General features: G+C 61.4%; 15 protein-coding genes. 9 read left to right on the top strand and 6 right to left on the bottom strand.

Going from position 1 to position 18500, the window contains the following annotated elements; translation table 11 throughout:
* Nucleotides 1–257: 257 nt before the first annotated feature.
* Genes QBJ92_RS09050 through QBJ92_RS09035 form a run of 4 tightly spaced genes read left to right on the top strand, consistent with a single transcriptional unit; the run spans nucleotide 258 to nucleotide 6812 of the window.
* Nucleotides 258–3530, top strand: coding sequence for a TonB-dependent receptor (locus QBJ92_RS09050; protein WP_277969359.1), 3273 nt, complete (start codon nucleotides 258–260; stop codon nucleotides 3528–3530).
* A 54-nt stretch (nucleotides 3531–3584) separates the two neighbouring features.
* On the top strand, nucleotides 3585–4289 hold the full coding sequence (locus QBJ92_RS09045) for a SapC family protein (RefSeq protein ID WP_277969358.1): 705 nt from the start codon (nucleotides 3585–3587) through the stop codon (nucleotides 4287–4289).
* A complete protein-coding gene (locus tag QBJ92_RS09040; RefSeq protein WP_277969357.1) occupies nucleotides 4282–5316 on the top strand; it encodes a cupin-like domain-containing protein in 1035 nt (344 codons plus the stop codon). Before QBJ92_RS09045 ends, QBJ92_RS09040 begins: the two co-directional genes overlap by 8 nt.
* A complete protein-coding gene (locus tag QBJ92_RS09035) occupies nucleotides 5313–6812 on the top strand; it encodes a tryptophan halogenase family protein (protein ID WP_277969356.1) in 1500 nt (499 codons plus the stop codon). The genes QBJ92_RS09040 and QBJ92_RS09035 overlap by 4 nt, the downstream gene beginning before the upstream one ends.
* Nucleotides 6813–6967: 155 nt before the next feature.
* Here QBJ92_RS09035 and QBJ92_RS09030 read toward each other — a convergent pair whose 3' ends face one another.
* Nucleotides 6968–7843 carry an SDR family oxidoreductase gene (locus QBJ92_RS09030; RefSeq protein ID WP_277969355.1) on the bottom strand — a complete coding sequence of 292 codons (876 nt, stop codon included), beginning with the start codon at nucleotides 7841–7843 and terminating at the stop codon, nucleotides 6968–6970.
* Between the two features lie 381 nt (nucleotides 7844–8224).
* Between QBJ92_RS09030 and QBJ92_RS09025 the strand changes: the two genes are divergently transcribed.
* Together QBJ92_RS09025 and QBJ92_RS09020 are read left to right on the top strand one after the other, a co-directional pair.
* A complete protein-coding gene (locus QBJ92_RS09025) occupies nucleotides 8225–8434 on the top strand; it encodes a hypothetical protein (protein WP_277969354.1) in 210 nt (69 codons plus the stop codon).
* 17 nt (nucleotides 8435–8451) lie between these two features.
* Nucleotides 8452–10257, top strand: a complete 1806-nt coding sequence (locus QBJ92_RS09020; protein WP_277969386.1) for a glycoside hydrolase family 15 protein — start codon at nucleotides 8452–8454, stop codon at nucleotides 10255–10257.
* A 120-nt stretch (nucleotides 10258–10377) separates the two neighbouring features.
* Here the strand turns inward: QBJ92_RS09020 and QBJ92_RS09015 are convergent, their stop codons facing one another.
* The 4 genes from QBJ92_RS09015 to QBJ92_RS09000 form a co-directional block, all read right to left on the bottom strand.
* Complete coding sequence (locus QBJ92_RS09015; protein WP_277969353.1) at nucleotides 10378–11181, bottom strand: SDR family NAD(P)-dependent oxidoreductase; 804 nt, start codon at nucleotides 11179–11181, stop codon at nucleotides 10378–10380.
* 10 nt (nucleotides 11182–11191) lie between these two features.
* The gene (locus QBJ92_RS09010; protein ID WP_277969352.1) at nucleotides 11192–12757 is read right to left on the bottom strand and encodes a GMC family oxidoreductase; all 1566 of its coding nucleotides are present in this window, start codon (nucleotides 12755–12757) and stop codon (nucleotides 11192–11194) included.
* The gene (locus QBJ92_RS09005; protein ID WP_277969351.1) at nucleotides 12727–14076 is read right to left on the bottom strand and encodes an alpha/beta hydrolase; all 1350 of its coding nucleotides are present in this window, start codon (nucleotides 14074–14076) and stop codon (nucleotides 12727–12729) included. Before QBJ92_RS09005 ends, QBJ92_RS09010 begins: the two co-directional genes overlap by 31 nt.
* 760 nt (nucleotides 14077–14836) lie before the next feature.
* Nucleotides 14837–15331, bottom strand: coding sequence for a hypothetical protein (locus QBJ92_RS09000; protein WP_277969350.1), 495 nt, complete (start codon nucleotides 15329–15331; stop codon nucleotides 14837–14839).
* Here QBJ92_RS09000 and QBJ92_RS20630 point away from each other — a divergent pair.
* The 3 genes from QBJ92_RS20630 to QBJ92_RS08990 all read left to right on the top strand — a co-directional run bounded on the left by QBJ92_RS20630 (nucleotide 15242) and on the right by QBJ92_RS08990 (nucleotide 16654).
* On the top strand, nucleotides 15242–15481 hold the full coding sequence (locus QBJ92_RS20630) for a LytTR family DNA-binding domain-containing protein (protein WP_431358382.1): 240 nt from the start codon (nucleotides 15242–15244) through the stop codon (nucleotides 15479–15481). The two genes, QBJ92_RS09000 and QBJ92_RS20630, sit on opposite strands and share 90 nt — an antisense overlap.
* A 118-nt stretch (nucleotides 15482–15599) precedes the next feature.
* Complete coding sequence (locus tag QBJ92_RS08995) at nucleotides 15600–15857, top strand: hypothetical protein (RefSeq protein ID WP_277969349.1); 258 nt, start codon at nucleotides 15600–15602, stop codon at nucleotides 15855–15857.
* Nucleotides 15854–16654, top strand: a complete 801-nt coding sequence (locus QBJ92_RS08990; RefSeq protein WP_277969348.1) for a hypothetical protein — start codon at nucleotides 15854–15856, stop codon at nucleotides 16652–16654. The genes QBJ92_RS08995 and QBJ92_RS08990 overlap by 4 nt, the downstream gene beginning before the upstream one ends.
* A gap of 302 nt (nucleotides 16655–16956) precedes the next feature.
* Here the strand turns inward: QBJ92_RS08990 and QBJ92_RS08985 are convergent, their stop codons facing one another.
* Nucleotides 16957–17901, bottom strand: a complete 945-nt coding sequence (locus tag QBJ92_RS08985) for a DUF5694 domain-containing protein (RefSeq protein ID WP_277969385.1) — start codon at nucleotides 17899–17901, stop codon at nucleotides 16957–16959.
* Nucleotides 17902–18500 lie beyond the last annotated feature (599 nt).

The raw sequence follows: 18500 nt of genomic DNA, 5'->3' as shown, positions 1-18500 counted from the left end.
CAAGGCGGCACCTATGCCGTCAAGCTCGCGACGGATGCCCAGACGGCGATCGCAGTAGGCACGGTCAGGCTGACTGAACAACGCCGGGCGTCGGTCCGTGCTGCTTTTGACACACCTTGAAACAAATACGCACGACACGGACGGCGATGTTGCGGACCGATTGACATCGATGTCGGGCGAAAGCACGGTGGAATTACGCGGGGTTACACCGCCAGGTTCATACACCGGCAGGGACATGCCGGTCAGGGAGGATGAGTATGAGGGGATCTATTTCGTCGGCGTTCGCGCGCTCGACGTCACTATTCGCGCTGGTTGCTGGGTTGACGATGCCAGCCGTCGCGAATGCGCAGGCAGCGCCAAGTCCGACACCGCTGGTTCAGGCCCAACAGGGCACCCCACAAGCCGATACGTCGCCAGGCGCTCCGCAGATCGAGACCGGCGCGACCGCCACCAACGCGATGCCGGACCAGACTCCAAGCGACGATATCGTCGTGACTGGCGTTCGCGCATCGCTCGAGCGGTCGATCGCGATCAAGCGCGATTCGTTCGGTGTCGTTGACGCGATCAGCGCGGAGGACATCGGCAAGTTCGCCAACACCAATCTGGCGGAATCGCTGCAACGCATCACGGGCGTGTCGATCGATCGTCGTAACGGCGAAGGTTCAACCGTTACGGTCCGCGGCTTTGGCGCTCAGTACAATCTTGTTACGCTCAACGGCCGTCAGCTTGCGACGTCGAACATCGTTGCAGTGGGCGGTGACCAAGGCGGCGATGGTGCTGGTGGCTTCGGTCGGTCGTTTGACTTTTCCAACCTCGCTTCCGAAGGCGTCAAGACGTTGGAGGTCTACAAGACCGGCCGCGCCGCGATCCCCTCGGGTGGCATCGGAGCGGCCGTGAACGTCGTCAGCCGTCGTCCGCTCGACTCCAGGGACACGGGCCTGCTCGGCTCGCTAGGCGTCAAGGGCGCATACGACAACAGCTCGTCAGACTGTTTCGACTGCGGCGCGCGAGTAACGCCCGAGGTTTCCGGTACTGCGAGCTGGAGCGATCCTAATCAGCGCTTCGGCGTTTCGCTGTTCGGAAGCTACCAGAAGCGCAACTTCAGCTTCTCCAGCGTCGCGCCCGACAACTGGAACATCCGGTCGCTCACCGACTTCCTGAATCCTGGCAACGGGTTCGTCAACGGTCAGACAGTAATCAACAACCGTCCGACCAACGGCAACGTTCTGGTCTCGGTGCCCAATGACTCCCGCTATCACTTTTCTGAGGCGAGCCGCGAGCGCATCAACGGATCTGGCGTTCTGCAATTCCGCCCGACCGACACGCTGACCCTTACGGCAGACGGCCTCTACGCTCAGCTGCGTCAATCCGAACGTCGATCGACCCAGTCCAACTGGTTCAATCGCCCGTTCGGCGTGGTCACGTTCGACGACGCCAGCAACGGCATTGCGACGACGAGCTTCCTTTCGGAAACCATCAACGGCGTGAAGGACGAAGCATTTGAGCAAGCGTATCGCGCACAGAAGAACAAGCTGTACGATTTTGGGGGCAACATCGAGTGGAAGCCGACTGAACGCTTCACTCTGGCGATCGATGGCCACATCGGTCGGGCGGATAGTTCTCCCGACAACCCCAATGGTCAGACGTCGACCACTGTCGCGTTCAATGCGCCGGTCGTTGCCGCGCATTCGCTAACGCTCGGAAAGGATGGTTTCCCGCAACAGACGATCGCCATCAACGACGGCTCGACCAGCACGACGCCGACCGGCCAGGCTTTTATCAAGGGCAACGGCAACGGCGTGATCGATCTCGGGGATCTGTCGAGCGCGGTGCAACGTCAGTTCGCGTCCAATCAGACGCAGCGGGTTAAAGAACTGCGCGCAGATGCGGGTTGGGTGTTGAACGATCAACTCCGCGTCGATGCCGGCGTCGATTACCGCACCACGGACACGCGGCAGACGCAATACAATACTCGCCAGGTCCTGGGTGACTGGGGCAATTCGCTGCCGCCCGACGTTGCACGGCTCGCCCCCGGTCAGGTGTTTCAGTTCTGCAACGTATGCAAGTTCGAACACAACGATGGAAAACCGGACGCCAACACGTTGGTCGCGTTCCGCACACAGGATGCCACAAAGCTCTACAATACGCTGTACGACTATTATCTTGGCGTGACGAACGACGGCGTGAACCACGCCAACAACATCGACGCGAATGACGACAACCGCGTCCGCGAGAATGTCTGGTCGGGCTATGTCCAAGGGGCGTGGAACGGCAAGCTTTTCGATCATAACGCGCAATTGGTCGCCGGCGTACGGTACGAGAATACCAAAGTGCGGGCGGTTTCGCTTCAGCCGGTACCCACTGCAATCGTGTGGACTGCGGACAACGACTTTTTCGTGGCAAACACGTCCGATCGCCAGACATTGTCTTCGCGTGGCGGCTACAGCAACTGGCTCCCGTCGGTGGATGCCAAGTTCGAGGTCATCCGTAACCTCTTTGCACGGGCTTCGTACAGCAAGACGATCTCACGGGCTGGTTATGGCGACTTATTTGCCTCGACCAACGTTGGCAGTCCGGGCCGCCCGACGGCGATCGGTGGCATAGCGACGGGCACCGCGCATAATACCGATCTCGACCCACTGTCATCGGACAACATTGACGTCTCGTTCGAATGGTATCCGAGAAAAGACGTTTTCCTGTCTGCTGGCTTCTTCAACAAGCAGGTCCATAACTTCATCGGCCAGACGGTGGTCAACCGTAACCTGTTTGGCCTGCGCGATCCCACCTCCGGTACCGCCGGAACGCGGTCCGGTACTGCGCGCCAGCAGTTGGCGGGCACGTTCAATGCTGACATTACTGACGTAAATCTGTTTACCTACACCGCATTGCTGCAGCAGAATGCGGGCAACGTGGCGACGACGAACGCTCAGTTTGCGGCCAACTACAACACGCAGAGTCGTGCGTTGAACCAGGGGTTCGTAGATCAGGTCTTGGGTCAGTACGACGTCACCGCCAACGGACAGGATCCGCTGTTCAATTTCGCGGTGAATACGCCGATCAATAATCAGGATGCGCATATCTATGGCTTCGAACTTGCCGGACAGTATTTCCTTGGAAACACGGGCTTCGGCGTGGCAGCCAGCTACACGCTAGTTCGCGGCAATATCGGTATCGACGTTGCCGCAGATCCGAGCGTCAACACCTTTGCGTTGGTAGGCCTCTCAGATACCGCCAATGCGACCCTGATCTACGACAAGCGTGGCATCTCGGCGCGGCTGTCGTACAACTGGCGCGACAAGTTCCTGAGCGGTATCAACCGCGGCGGCGATCGCAATCCGGTGTTCACCGCGCCTTATGGGCAGCTCGATCTGTCGGTGAACTTTGATCTCACGCCGCGTCTGGCACTTGGGTTCGAGGCGATCAATCTTACCGAGGAGGGAGTGCGGTCGTACGGTCGTGACGAGAGCAACATCTGGTACCTGGCGGAAGGGTCCGCGAGATACCTAGTCGGGGCCCGATACCGCTTTTAACGAACTATCGGGAAGGCCGCTGACCCCAGCGGCCTTCTCGTCTAGGATGATTTCATGACGTCTCCGGTCTTGCTCAACAACGTCGACCACCGGGACCTGCGTGTCGCAGTCGGACATCACGCGCGCTACGGCGACGCGATCAATCAGACGCGGGTCTTTCCGCCTGAGTTTGAGGAGCTGCAGCGCGACTATGCGATCCTGATACGGAGAGATGACGACGGTTCTCTTTTCGCCACAGTCCTGTTGGGCCTCGATCCTGATGAGAACCTGTTTCTCGACGGTGAACGGTGGGATGCGCGGTACGTGCCGGCGGCTCGGGCGCGTGGACCCTTTTCGATTGGCGTGTCGTCCGATGGCGAACCCATGATCCACGTCGAACTGGACCATCCCCGCGTCGGCAGGACTGGCGAGCCGGTTTTCCGTGACCTCGGCGGGAACGGCCCGTTGCTCGATTACGTCTCGGCGATGTTACAAAGGATCTATGTCGGTCTGGAAACCGAAAAACGGATGTTCGAAGCGTTCGCTGCCGCTGACTTGCTTGAACCCGCCACACTGCAACTCGATCTTGCTGATGGGCGCCGCTATGACATTCCCCATCGCTTCACCGTCGATGCAGGGCGATTGGCTGCGCTTGACGGCGAAGCTTTGGCACGGCTTCACCGGGACGACTTCTTGCGTCCTGCCCTTTGGATCGCTTCGTCGCTCGGCAACCTTCGCCACCTGATCGATCGGAAGCTTCGAAAGGAGGCCCATGGCTGAGCGCCTGCGGGTATCGCGACGGGTGCGGGAGATCGAGGGCACCGGCGTCGTCGATTTAGAAGCTTTATTAGCACTCGACGAACCTGTGATCCTGCGCGGGCTTGCCGCCGACTGGCCGTTAGTCCAGGCCGGACGTGCGTCGCCTCGAGAAGCCGCCGCCTATCTTCGTCGGTTCGACACGGACCGCCCAGTTACAGGATATGTCGGCGATCCTGCGATCAAGGGGCGCTTCCATTATGACGAGACCGCCACGGCCTTGAATTTCACCGCCAAGCGGATCTCGCTGGGCGACTTTCTTGATCTTCTGCTTGGCCAACTGGGCGACGTCGCGGGGCCGGCCTATTATCTCGGCTCCACCGATCTTGACGACTATCTTCCCGGTTTTCGTGCTGAGAACGATCTGCTGCCATACGGCCCGGTCTTCAATCACCACCCGCCGCTCGCCAGCATCTGGATCGGAAACCGCACGATCGCGTCTGCGCATCACGACATGTCGAACAATGCTGCGGTCTGTGCGGTTGGACGGCGGCGATTTACGCTGTTCCCGCCGGATCAAGTCGCGAACCTGTATCCCGGTCCGCTTGCCCCCACGCCCGGCGGGCAGGTGGTCAGCATGGTTGATTTCACCGCACCTGATCTAACAGCCTATCCCCGCTTCGCCGCCGCACTTGCCGCCGGATCGGTGGCAGAACTCGAGGCTGGGGACGTCATCGTTTACCCGGCGTTGTGGTGGCATCATGTCGAGGCGTTGGACGACTTCAATGTGCTGGTGAACTATTGGTGGAATCCGGTACCCACATTCATGGATACGCCTATGGATACGGTGCTGCATGCATTCCTCAGCCTGCGGGACCGGCCCGCGCAAGAGAAACGCGCATGGCGGGCGATGTTCGACTATTATGTATTCGGTGACGCTGAGGCAGTCGCAGCGCATTTGCCCGTGCCCGCGCGCGGACCGCTCGCACCGCTCGATGAGGCTGGCGCACGTCAGTTGCGCGCCTATCTGCTAAACCGGCTTAACCGATGACGGCACCCATGGACGCACCGCGTACCCGCGTCGTCGTCGCTGGTGGTGGTACCGCCGGCTGGATCGCTGCTGCGGCGATCGTCCGCCAGCTCGGGCCGCTGGTCAACGTGACGGTTGTCGAATCGGACGAGATTGGCACCGTCGGCGTCGGCGAGTCCACCATTCCGACCGCGCGCAGTTTCCATGCTTTCCTCGGCATCGACGAAGCCGCGTTCTTGCGTGCCACGCAGGCGACCTTCAAACTCGGCATCGCGTTCGAGAACTGGCGCAAGATTGGCGACAGCTATTTTCATCCATTCGGAAGCGTCGGTCGGTCGGTGGCGATCGCCGACTTTCAGCATTTCTGGCTCGCGGCACGTGAACGTGGGTTCGGTGGCGCATACGGCGACTACTCGCTCGAACAGCAGGCGGCCGGCGCAGGCCTTTTCGGACACGATGAACACCATTCGCTGGCCTACGCCTATCACCTAGATGCGACCGCCTACGCGCGGTTCCTTCGGACGTTGGCAGAGCCTTGGGGCGTGCGGCGCGTTGAGGGACGCATCGAACAGGTCCAGCGCGATGGTGAAGGCGGCGATATCGTAGCGCTTGTCCTGGCGTCGGGTGAACAGATCGCGGGTGATTTATTCATCGACTGCACCGGCTTCCGCGCGCTTTTGAGCGAAGCCACGCTTGAGACCGGGTTCGAAGATTGGTCAGAATGGCTCACAACCGACCGGGCGCTTGCTGTGCAGACGGAGGCAGTCGGTCCGCCGGTGCCGTACACCCGCGCGATCGCGCATGCCGCCGGTTGGCGCTGGCAAATTCCGCTTCAGACGCGGACTGGTAACGGCCTTGTCTATTCTAGCCGGCACATGAGTGACGATGAGGCGCACGTTACGTTGATCGGTTCTCTGAATAGCCGCCCGCTGTTCGAGCCGCGACCACTGCGGTTTCGTTCAGGCATGCGACGGCAGGCCTGGAACCGGAACTGTATCGCGCTGGGCCTTGCGGCGGGCTTTATCGAGCCGCTCGAGTCGACCAGCATCCATCTGATCATGAATGCGGTGATCCGTCTGATTCAGTTGTTCCCATTTCGGGGGGACGATCACGTTGCACTGGCCTCACGCTTCAACACTCAATCCAGGCACGAGTGGGAGCATGTACGCGACTTCATTATTCTCCATTACCACGTCACGGAACGTACCGACTCCCCGTTCTGGCGTGACTGCGCGAGCATGCCAATTCCTGATAGCCTTGCTGAACGCCTTTCTCTTTTTGCCGCAACGGCCGGCGCTTGGCAGGGACAGGACGACCTGTTCAGAATCGATTCCTGGGTTTCAGTCATGCTCGGACAAGGCATCGTGCCGCGTGCACATCATCGCATTGCCAGTATGATAAAGGGATCAGATCTGGAAACATCGTTTGCAGACCTTTCCAGAGGAATATCAAGGACGGTACGCACGCTACCGCGTCATTGTGACTTTCTTGCGCAATATTGCCCAGCTGACGGCTGATGCTCTGGCCAGTGGTTCCGTTCAGCCGCTCAGCTTACAGCCTGAACTCTCGACGATGTGCGGGAGCTAACCGCTCTGAAGTAGTCTCAAGATCCGCGGGGCGTTCAACCTCAGCTGACCGCAGACGGCAGTCGGCTGAGGTCGGGTTGTCAGAATTAGGAAATGGGAACGCCACCGGTGACCGCTACGACATTGCCGGACATGTAACTCCCTTCCGTCGACGCTAGCATCACGTAGGCGGGCGCGAGTTCGCCCGGTTGTCCGGCGCGTCCAAGCGGCGTGTTTTGGCCGAGTGTCTCCAATTCCTCCGGGGACTTTGCGATCGGCTGGATAGGCGTCCAGATCGGGCCGGGCGCAACCGCGTTCACGCGAATGCCGTCCCCAGATAGCAGGTTGGACAGGCCTACCGTCAGGCTCGAGATGGCGCCCTTGGTCGCCGCATAAACGATCATGTTCTTACCCGCGACCTTGGCCTGTTCGCTGGTCGTGTTGATGATTGCCGAACCCGGCTTCATGTGCGGTGCGGCCGCCTTGGCCAGACGGATCATGGCAAAGACGTTGGCGGAGAAAGCGGCCTGCATCTCGTCGTCGTCGATGCTATCCAGCCCCTCGTTCATGGTTTGCGCGGCGGCATTGTTTACCAAGATGTTGAGGCCGCCGAGTTCCGCGACCGTCCGTTCGACGAGCTTTACGCAGTGATCCCTGTCGCGGATGTCGCCCGGCAACAGAATGCACCGCTTGCCTGCCTTCTCGACCCACTTTTGCGTCTCTTCGGCATCGGTTTGCTCTTCGGAAAGGTAGGAAATGGCGACGTTTGCACCTTCGCGCGCATACGCAATCGCCACTGCGCGACCGATACCGGAATCACCGCCGGTTATGAGTGCCACCTGGCCTTCGAGCAGGCCCTTACCGACATAGCTATCCTCGCCATGGTCCGGTTTGGTACGCATCTCAGTCGTCAGACCGGGGCTCGGCTGTTGCGGCTCGTCGGGAAAACTCGTCGGCTGGCTGGTGCGGGGATCTTCAATCATATCGGCTCCTGCTGATTGGGTATGCAGCAAACGACCCACAAGGAATAACGTGCCCGGGCAGCACCGATCACGAGCGCGCATCAGCCCTTCGACGGGCAAAGATGAATGGGCGTCGAAGGTTGAAGGGGAAGGGGGAATGAATGCCGCAAGACGCGCGGAGTGTTGTCGAGATCGCATGGTCCGACGCATGGCTGGCGCTCCGCCTAAGTGTCGCTCGGTTTGACCTATGGGTCGCGCAGCCGGTGGCGTCAGGCGTCGGACCATCTTTCTGCCTTCGGAGAACGGATAGGGTTTGATCCTCTTGCGTTGGGACCTTCCCTACTTTGCTGTTCGTGCAGGCCGACCGGCCCTGCGTCTAGCCATCATCCGCCCGGAGTGAGCATGCCCGAAACGATCGTTTTCTCTGGTGATAGCGCCGGCATCGGGTCTGCTACCGAACAGCTTTTTGCAAAGGCCGGTTGGAAGGGCGAGATCGTCGCGCGGGACGTCGCCCAAGCTCCGGCGGTCGTCGCGGCTCCGCGTAGCAGCAAAGCGGAACCGGATGATCACGCTGCCGCGGCGTCGAGCCTCCTGTCGGGGTCACAGGCGTGACGGGCCTTCTCGCAGGCTTGCTCTCGCGTGCCACTCAGCCCGCTGCAAGTGGAACCAGAACCGACGGCTATCTCGCGTTGGAGGATTATGGCGCGCTGGGCGACGGTCGCTCGGTTGCCTTGTCGGGTGCCGATGGTTCGATCGATTGGTGGTGCGTTCCGAATCTCGATTCCCCACCGCTGTTCGATCGTCTGCTCGATCCGGAAGAAGGCGGTCGCTTCAGCGTGACGCCAACCGAACCCTTCGAGGTCGAGCGGCAGTATCGGCCAGACAGCAACGTTCTCGAGACTATCTTCAAGACCGCCGAAGGGCAGGCCAAGGTCACGGAGTCGATGAACAGCGGCACGGCTGGCCGCTTGCCCTGGGCGGAACTGGCGCGGCGGGTAGAAGGGCTTGAGGGCACCGTCGCGTTCGCGGTGGAAATGCGGCCCGGTCGCCGGGCAAACGGTGCTAGCCCGTATCAATCGAAGATTGGCCGCCATTCGGTCTTCCATGTTGGATCGGTGCTGGGTCTCTTCCGGCATAGCGAAGGCTTCGTGTCGGAACGCGCCGATGACGCCGTCAGAGGCACGCTCACCGTTACGCAGGGGCAATGCGAAGTGCTTGCGATCGTTGCCGGGGAAGATGAACCCCTGGTGGTTCCCACGATCGCGGACATCGACGACCGTATCGATCTTTCCGATGAGGAATGGCGCGCCTGGGCATCGCGTGTGGTTTACGACGGCGAGCATCGCGCCGCCTTCATCCGCAGCGTGCTGGCGCTGAAGCTGTTGCTGTTCTCGCCATCGGGCGCGATTGCCGCCGCGGCCACGACGTCGCTTCCCGAAGGAATCGGCGGGGTGAAGAATTACGACTATCGCTACGCATGGATTCGTGACGCGGGCTATACGATTAAGGCATTCCTGGCCGCCGGCGCGCAGGCCGAGGCAAAGGCGGCCTTTACCTGGCTGCTGAAGCGGCTCGCTGAACATGACGCGCGCGTCTGCTATACGCTAGGTGGCGAACTGGTGCCGGACCTTACCGAGATCGACGTGCCGGGCTATCGCCGGTCGGCGCCGGTGCAGATCGGCAATGCCGCGACGGACCAGCATCAGCACGGTATCTATGGAGACATTTTCGAGACGGCTTCGTGTTTTGTCGGGTGCGGCAACATCCTCGATCCATCCAGTGCCGAACTGCTCTCGCACCTTGCCGATCAATGCGCGGACGCCTGGCGCAAGAAAGACGCCGGGATCTGGGAGCTGGAGGATCCGCAGCATTACACGATGTCCAAGGTCAGTTGCTGGCAGGCGCTTGCGCGTGCTGTCGAGCTGGCGGACGATGGTCAATTGCCCACGACGTGCCGTGACCGCTGGGCCCGCGAACGCGACCGGATCGCGGCGTGGATCGAACAGCATTGCTGGTCCGAAACGAAGCAGGCATTCGTCTTCTATCCCGGCAGCGACAAGCTCGACGCCTCGCTGGCGCTCGCGGTTCGCTTCGGCTTCGACGGGCATGAGAAACTTAGGAAAACACTCGACGCGATCGACGCCGAGCTCGGTGCCGGGCCGTACCATTACCGGTATAGCGGCGTCGACGCGGAGGAGGGCTGTTTCCTCGCCTGCACGTTCTGGATGGTCGAGGCGCGCGTGTTGCTCGGTCAACGCGATCAAGCGGAAAAGGCATTCATGTCGATTACCGCTGCGCTCGATCGCGGCGTCGGCATCATGACCGAGATGGCGGACCCAACAACCGGCGTGTTCCTCGGAAACTTGCCGCAGGGTTTGTCGCATCTTGCCCATGTCATGGCGCTCGATGTCCTGTCTCACCAGGATGCATGCTGACCGGCGTCTACTGTCGTCACGTCCCGAGCACCCGAACACTCAAGACCGTTCTTGGCTAACCCCTGATCCTCAGAGTTGTGTGGCAACGCCGCGGCACCGGAAGGTACCGCGGCGTGTCCTTTATCCGGCGATGGTGAAAACCGAACCGGAATCCACACGAATGCCCGCGCCGTTGATAAAGCTGGCACGTTCGGAGCACAGAAACGCAACGGCGGCAGCGACTTCGTCCGCGCGACCGCGGCGCTTCAACACCATTCCGGGACGTTCCTCCTCAAGGAAGCTGTTGATCGCCGCGTCGAAGCTCTCGCCGCGCTCTTCGGCGCGTTTGCGCATCATCTTGTCCGTCATGGGCGTAGCTATGAAGGCGGGCGAAACAGTGTTCACCAGCACGTTGTCGCAACCGTAGGCCTTCGACAAACCCTTTGCGAGGCTGAGGATGCCTGCTTTGGAGGCGCAATAGGCAAGCTCGTCGACATAAGGCTGGACCGCGTCCTCGGATGCGAACAGCACGATGCGGCCCCAGCCCTTTTGACGCATCACCGGGATCGCCTCCCGGCACATGCGCACGGCACCCATCAGATTGATGTCGAGCGTCTGTTGCCAGCCGGCGTCGTCCACGTCGAGGAAGTCACCAGTCGCACCAGTGACGCCCGCCGCATTGACGTAAATGTCGGGCTCGCCGAGTTCGTCACGAACCTGTGCCCACAAGGTGCGGACGTCGTCGGGTTTGGTCACGTCGCCGGTGACGGCAATGACTCTGCCGAGCGGCGACAGTTCGGCGAGCGCCTCGTCCAGCGTGCCGCCTGGCTGGTCGGTGATCGCGACGCGAACGCCCGCTTCGAGCAGCAGGCGTGCCGTCTCCTTGCCCATTCCCGAGTCTGCGCCGCTGATCAGCGCGATACGGTCTTTGATACCCAGATCCATGATGAACTCCTCAACGGTCAGAAGCGAGAAAGCGGTCGGCGGTGCGCAGCGACAGCGCCATGATCGTCAACGCGGGGTTGGCCGCGAGCGCGCTCGGAAAGACGGAATTGTCGCAGATCAGCAGGTTCGGCACGTCGAAGCTGCGACCGTCCGGATCGACCACCGCCGTGTCGCCATCATGCCCCATACGGCAGGTGCCGATCGTATGGGCAGAGCGGTCGACCGCGAAAATGTCATGCGCGCCCGCCGCTTGCCAGATTTCGGTCAGCGTGCGCCGCGCATGGCGGTCGATCGCCTGTTCGTTGGCGTGGTAGCTGAAGTCGATACGCGCCTTGCGATGTCCAAACGCATCGACTTCGTCGGAAAGCGTCAGGCGATTGTCCGCATGGGGCAGGCATTCTCCGTTGATCCCGATCCCGGCCATCCGGTTATACCCGCGAAGGATCGTCTGGAGCCGCTCGCCCCACATGCCGGCACCGCGCGCCAGGCCGGTCGCCAGAGTGACGGGCAATACGCCAAGGCTCTGGATTAGATACCCGCCGGCGCAGCCCGCTTCGCCGGGCCGCATCATGTCCTCGCTGATCAGAGATGAGGGATAGCCGCGGTTCATTCGCATTTCGGCGTCGAACCGACCCCATACCTGAGTCGCCACATGCGCCATGAAATTCCGCCCGACCTGACCGCTCGAATTGACGATGCCGAGGTTGAGGAGCAGGCGCGGTGTCTCGATCCCGCCCGCACATAAGAAGACGGAGGAACAGCGCTGGCGATGTTCTTCGCCATCCTTCCGATAGATCACCGCGCTGATCCGGCCCGTACCGTCGAATTCGAACGACAGGACGCGGGCTTCGGCACGGATTTCGGCGCCATGCGCGGTGGCGAGGGGCAGGTAGGTCGTGTCCATGCTGGTCTTGGCCGCCGTGCGGCAGCCTTGATGGCAGGTGCCGCAATTGATGCACGCTTGCCGCTGTCCCCAATGCGGCTGATCGCGATCGCGTGAGACCAAAGCGGCGGGTGCGTCCGTTGCGGTAATGCCCAGCGCTGCACAGCCGCGCGCCATGGCATCGGCGGAGGCGTTCCGCTTTACGGGGGGATAGGCGTAGCGGCGGCTGGTATCCCAGGGATACTGCGCCGGACCGGACACGCCGGTGAAACCTTCCACCTCTGCAATGTAGCGGATCAGTTCGGCATGGTTGATCGGCCAGTCGGTACCTTCGCCGGTCAGCGTCTTCAGTTGCAGATCGCGTGGGTCGGGACGCGGGCAGAAGGCCCCCCAATGGAGCGTCGATCCGCCGACCCCCATGCCGGAGTTATTGGAACCGAACGCCGTTGGCGTCGCCCCGCCGCTCAGTCGCTCCTCCATCCAGTAGATGTCGGCGGCGACTTCGTCGGCAACATGCTCGGCGGGCAGGAAAGCGCGCCCTGCGTCCAGCGCGACGACTGACAGGCCCGCCTGCGCAAGCCGCGCGGTAAGCGGCGCGCCGCCGGCGCCCGTGCCGATCACCACCGCGTCGACGACGTCGCTCGGCGCGTAACGTTTCGCCTTCACGACCGGCGATCCGGTGACGTCTGCCATGATTCCAGTTCGTCCGCGCCGGTACGGGTATAACCCTGTTTGCGGTGACCATCGCCACCGACCGCGAATCCATCATAGCCTATCGACGCCATCGTCGACGGGAGCGACATCCAGACGCGCACGACTTCGGCACGGACGTCCTCGAACCACAAGGCCATCTGCTGCGGGGAAAGCTGTGCCGCGTCATCGCTGCCGAACTCGCCGCCGGCGACGCGTTCCAGCACTCTGGTCTGTTCGTCGCGTTCGAGAGCGGTGAAACCGCCGGATACGTTCTCCAACGTCGCGAGGCCGCGCTGCCATGCTTCGCGATCGCACGGCAGGGCGGCGAAACGCCACCCGTCACCCGTTCCATCGCCGATCCCCGCCAGGACACGGTCCACCAGAGCACTATCCCCACCGGAGCGGGGCAGGATCTGCACGACCAGTCCCGCAGCCGTGGCACGCTCTTCCGCGGTCCAGAACTCCGTTTGCGCCGGTGGCTGCAACCGCTCGAGCAGCACAGTCCGTGTCCTGCGGCTGACGCGATCGGAGGCGAGCAGTTTCCCGAAATCGTCGGGAAGTTCGGCCGACGCTATCGTTGCCAGGTGACTTTCGATCAGTCCGGCAAGCGCCTGCGGCTGTTCGTACGGGATGAGATGCGCCGCCCCCTGGACGACGCGTAGGTCGGCGTCGGCGTAATGCGGCAAGTTGAGCCGACGCTGCGCGTCCTCGCCAAGATCCCCGTCTTCGGCACCGGCAATAATCAGCGCCGGGATCGCAATACGTCCAACAGCAGCGCTCCAATCCTCGCGACTGCCGCGTTCGAGCCAGCCAAGCCACGCTTCTCGGCTGGAGCGCTGTACATCGTCAATCGCCGCATTCCGCAAAGGGGTTGCGAGCGGCTTCGCCGTATTGGCGTCGATAAAGGTCGCGGCATCGGTCGGCGAGGCTTGTCCATGGGCGAACCAGCCGATCATGTCAGTGCGACGGTCTTCGTCCATAGGCTCCGGCGATGGCGGCGAGGCGGTGACCAATATGACACCGACGACTCCTGACAGTCCGATCTCGCCTGCTACCGCGCGGGCCGCAACAAGGCTGACGATCTTGCCGCCCATGCTGTGACCGACGAGGACGCACGATGTGGGCGCGCGAGCGCGTATTTCGTCCACCAGCCAGTTCGCCATCTCGCCAACATTGGCGTATCCTTCATCCGCCGCGGTGCCGAAACCAGGCAGGTCCAGTGCCACGCAATCGTGCTCCGGCAGATGTTCGAAAACGTGGTTCCATTCGCTGGCGCTGGCGCCGAGAGCATGGAGAAATATCAACGTCGGTCCGGTCATGAAGCCCCGCAAATGCATCTGGCTACCGGACGTTGCAAAAGCCGGTCGGTTCCGGATGGCGACGCCCCGCAGCAAGTATTTACCGTCTGGACGTTACTGAGCGGGGGACATTCGTGGTGACGGAATGTTCAAACCACGACGTGATCATCAAATGGGGCAAAGCAATCACCGCCAGCACGGCGAAAAGCAAACGTACGTTCGTGGGGCCCCAGCCGAGGTACGACGGTTCCCATTCCGCCGACCGAGGCTTGGGCTGGGGTATGGAGAGCGACGGCGGGCTGCGTTTGGGATGGCACTGAGGTGCCAACGACGGCGTTGCGAACCTGCTCGTTGTGGACCTCGCGTCGGTCGCGGCGGTCAGAGTCTTCACCAAGGGCGACGCCGGATGCACATGAACCGGGGATCCGCGTCTGGGCTATGAGCCGGAAGCTTTTATTTACCGGATTAAGATCACGGCTACCGAGATGCTTTGATCGCTGTCGCCCATCGGATAAGGTCCGCCAGAGCCAATTGGGTGGCGACTTAAGGAGGGGAGCTAGGCAAGGGACAGGAGGTGATCGACGCGGTTGATCGAGGCTTCTACGAAGGGCCGAACACCTTCTTAATCCAGACAAATTGGACACCCTTGATACGTATGCGGGCTCTCTCGATCGCTTCCCAATTACGGACGCCCATAACAATATGGCTAGGCGTCACAGCCATTCTAACAATCGTGAATGCCTTAGGCGTTTCGACGACGTTCGGTCCTGCGGCAGCATCGTCATTCTGGGGTGGACTGGTTGCTGTCAATATCGCGTGTTGGTTCGCATGGCGCAGATTGACGCCCGGGGACGAGTTGACTGGCCGTCAGCTGGTCGTGGGAGCCGTGCTGTTCAACGGTCTCCTCGCCATCGAGGTGCCGCTGCTTTATCGGCTTATGGGTCGGACGAACGCTGTGATCGGTTGGCGCCCATTCGTGTACGGGCTGCTCGTTACGGCGTTCGTTGCCTACCTTGTGCGGGTCGCAAAAGCCCGGCGAACGATCCTGCAACCTCAAAGCAGCCCCATACCGGTCGATGCTGTTCAGCCACTGCATCCTGTTACGTCTGGGATCCTTGCGCGTGCCGGTATCCGCGATGTCGAGGATCTTCTCGCGGTCCGCGCAGAGGACCACTATTGCCGCCTGGTGCTTCGCAACATGGAGTCTGTGCTCATCCATTACCGCTTCAAGGATGCGGTCATGGATCTTGGCGATCGCCACGGCGTGCAGGTTCATCGTAGCGCCTGGGTTGCGAACAGCGGCGTGGTTGGGGCCCAACGCGACGGTCGGCGTTGGTCACTTAAGCTGGCAGACGGTACCATCGTGCCGGTCAGTGAAACCAGTGTAGCCCTTTGCCGGGCACGTGGTTGGCTAAGAATCCACTGACGGACTGGCGTAACGCCAATCCGACTTCACGAAAAAGCACGCTGATACGGCGCAATACCGTCTTCTCACGCCAGTCCGCCTTGGTGATCACAAAGGCGAGATCGGCGTAGGGGGATCAATGTTGAGTAGCAGAGCGGTGACCGCGATGGCGCATGTCGCGGTAGAAAGCATTGCGCTGGCAAGCGGCGCCGCAGGGCTTGTACTGTCGAAGGGCAGGGTCGGGCATCGGTTCGTCGGGCGCATCTATGCCGTGGTGATCCTGCTCATCAACTTTACGGCTTTGTCGATCTGCCACTTGCCGCTGAACCTCGCTCTGTTCCTATGCGGTCCATGGCGCGTCAGCGCTCGACTAATCGAAGCAGGAGCGCTGTCATGATTGACCACGGCCACAAATCGCCCGCTGCCGTCGCCGACATTATCGCCATGGCGGCAGTCATCTGGGTTGCAGCGGCAACGTTCCACGAAGGCTTGGGTCATGGTCTGGCCTGCAAGGCTATGGGCGGGGAGCCGATTGCGTGGAGTACGTTCCGCTTCGAATGCAACCACCAGGCGATGTCCGTCTGGGGCAGACGTATCGTTGCCGGTGCTGGAACTGTGGTCAATCTTGCCCTCATGGGGTTGAGCTGGCTCTGCTGGCGCCTCAGTATAGCTGCGACCGTCAAGCTTGCGGCCTGGATCGCATTCGTCGTCAATGGCCTGACGTCGTTCGGTTACCTGATCTTCTCTGCCACTTTCGGTATCGGAGACTGGAACGCGGCGGGTGTGATGGCGGGCGTCTTAGATCCGTGGTTCGCACGAGGCGTTCTCGCTGTCGTCGGCGTTGCTGGATACGTTGCCATCATCTGGGCGGCTGCCCGGATGCTGTCGTGCATTTTGAATGGTCCGAGCGTGGCGGCGCACGCGCGCCGGTTGGCGATAACGATCTGGGTGACGACGGGTGGGGTCTCCCTACTCGCGGGGCTGTCCGCAGACGCCGCCTGGCAGTCGACCCTAGGCGCGTCCATCGGGGTTGCGTTGGGTGGTAACGCTGGCCTGTTGAGTATCGCGCGTTTCATGACTCCGTCGCCGAGGCAATGCTCTTCGGACGTCCCACCCAGCTGGATTCTACGCGGCACGGCAATCGTTTGCGTCGTAGCGTTCGTTGTTGTCCTCGGCCCCGGAGTTCGTCTTTGACAACTAAAGATTGGTCAGCGGCAGACTTACGCTGCGTGCGCGATCTGGTGAGTAGATATGATCGGTTCCTGAAGCAGTATCGGTGGTGAGCCTGCCAAATCAGAAAACGGAAGCGTTACCGTAACGGTTGCGCGATCGTCCGTTCCGGCCCGTCAACACGGACATAACGAATGTCTGAAGTTGGAACAGATGCAGAGGCGCGCGAACGTTTGACACTGTTTCTCTTCCGTGACGTTAAAGGCCGCTTCCAGCGTTTGAGATGTCGGGTTCAGCTTTCATCTATTGTGCTAAAGCGTTCGTGATCAGCGAAGCACGGTCTCCGCATCTACTACCGTCATGTCGTGCATTTGGTTGAGGTAGTTTTCGATGTACGGCTTGTGCGAGGCGCCGACGACCACAAGACCGCGGATGCCCGGTCGCATGGCGAACATATCGCGGATGTTCGACGCCATCCGCAAGTTGCGGGTCTCCCAATAGCCGACATAGCCCCGGCCGAAGCGTTCCGTCGAAGGCTCTTCCAGCGCGGCACCGAAGTCGCTGGCGAAGATCAGTTTCCCCTGGTCGGCGCGATTCAAGGCACGATACATTGCAAGCATGGTACCCGGTTGCCCCACCCTGGCGGCCAGTGCTGCATCCATTGCCTTGCGCTTGGATGTGGCGGGATTATCCCAGGCCTTGGAGATCGCGGCTTCGTAGCCTTTTTCATCGGTAACGGGCGAATCGGCGGTGTGGTCGTCCATCGCATGAACGCGTTCGAGGCCGAGCCGGACGGCCAGTGCGGCTGCGATCAACAGGCTTTCGTCGTTCCGGGTGCGTAGCCGCTCGAGCCGCGCGACCAAAGTGGTGTCGAGACCCTCGCCAACATGGCGTTCGTTCTCCGGGAGGCGCAGCCATTGGACCAGCGCGCTAGCGCCCTCGCCGCCGGCGAGGAACAATGCGGCAAGGCGCCTACGGTCGGTAGCCGACGGCGTCGCGGGCCAGATCGCGAGCAGGCGGCTCCAAGCAGCCGTCGCCGACGGCACATCGAGCCCCGTCGCCTTGGCAGCGGGGGCGGGGTCCCAACAGTAGCTTTCGACGCTGTCCTTATAGTGATCGGGGTAGTGCCGCATGAAATCGCACTGCGCCCCGGACACCGCCTCGATGGCAATCGCTTGAGGGCGCCATACTTCCAGCTTGTCGAGGAGCGGGTCGAGCTGCTCGGGCTGGAACGCCGCCGGCATACCCGATAGATGCGTGCTGCCGAGCACGAGCAACTGGTTGCGTGTTCCGGAATGCGGCCCCTTCAGCCGGCTTGTATCAAACGGACGGTAGTCTTGCGCCGTTGCGATCGACGCGCCTGCAACTGCAGCGATCATCGCTGCCAACTTCCACAACTGCGCCATATCTCGTCCCGTAGTTTATAACCGTGCTATGGACGTAATACAGCTAGCGTGCCGAAGGAAGTAGCTACCGTGTCGTATGTCGTAGGCGCTCGGGCAAGACGCACTAGCCTTTATTCCACCGTACGCTCGTGCGCCGCTACGCACACGGGTCGGTGAACCACTTGCAGCGTTACGCAGACCAGCTGATTTTGAGGGCAGATCAGGTTACGCTGGACCCGAGACGGAAAAGCCCGGTCACGGTCACGAAGACGCTCAGAGCGGCGCTTATTCCCGCCTAGGCTAGTGGCCGGGATCTACCGGGATAACTAGCGTCTGGAGAAGAGATGGTGGACGCACTTGGGCTCGAACCAAGGACCCGCTGATTAAGAGTCAGCTGATTTCCCTGATAAATCAAAGCGTCTTCCGCGATTATCTGCATCTGTACCGGAAACACCGCCCCGCGCTAGCGGAAGTTTGTCGGAAAG

The sequence above is a fragment of the Sphingomonas echinoides genome (assembly GCF_029623395.1).
In the GTDB taxonomy this organism is placed as follows: domain Bacteria; phylum Pseudomonadota; class Alphaproteobacteria; order Sphingomonadales; family Sphingomonadaceae; genus Sphingomonas; species Sphingomonas echinoides_A.
The sequence above is the reverse complement of the archived record's forward strand: the minus strand, read 5'-3'. Positions and strand labels throughout refer to the sequence as shown.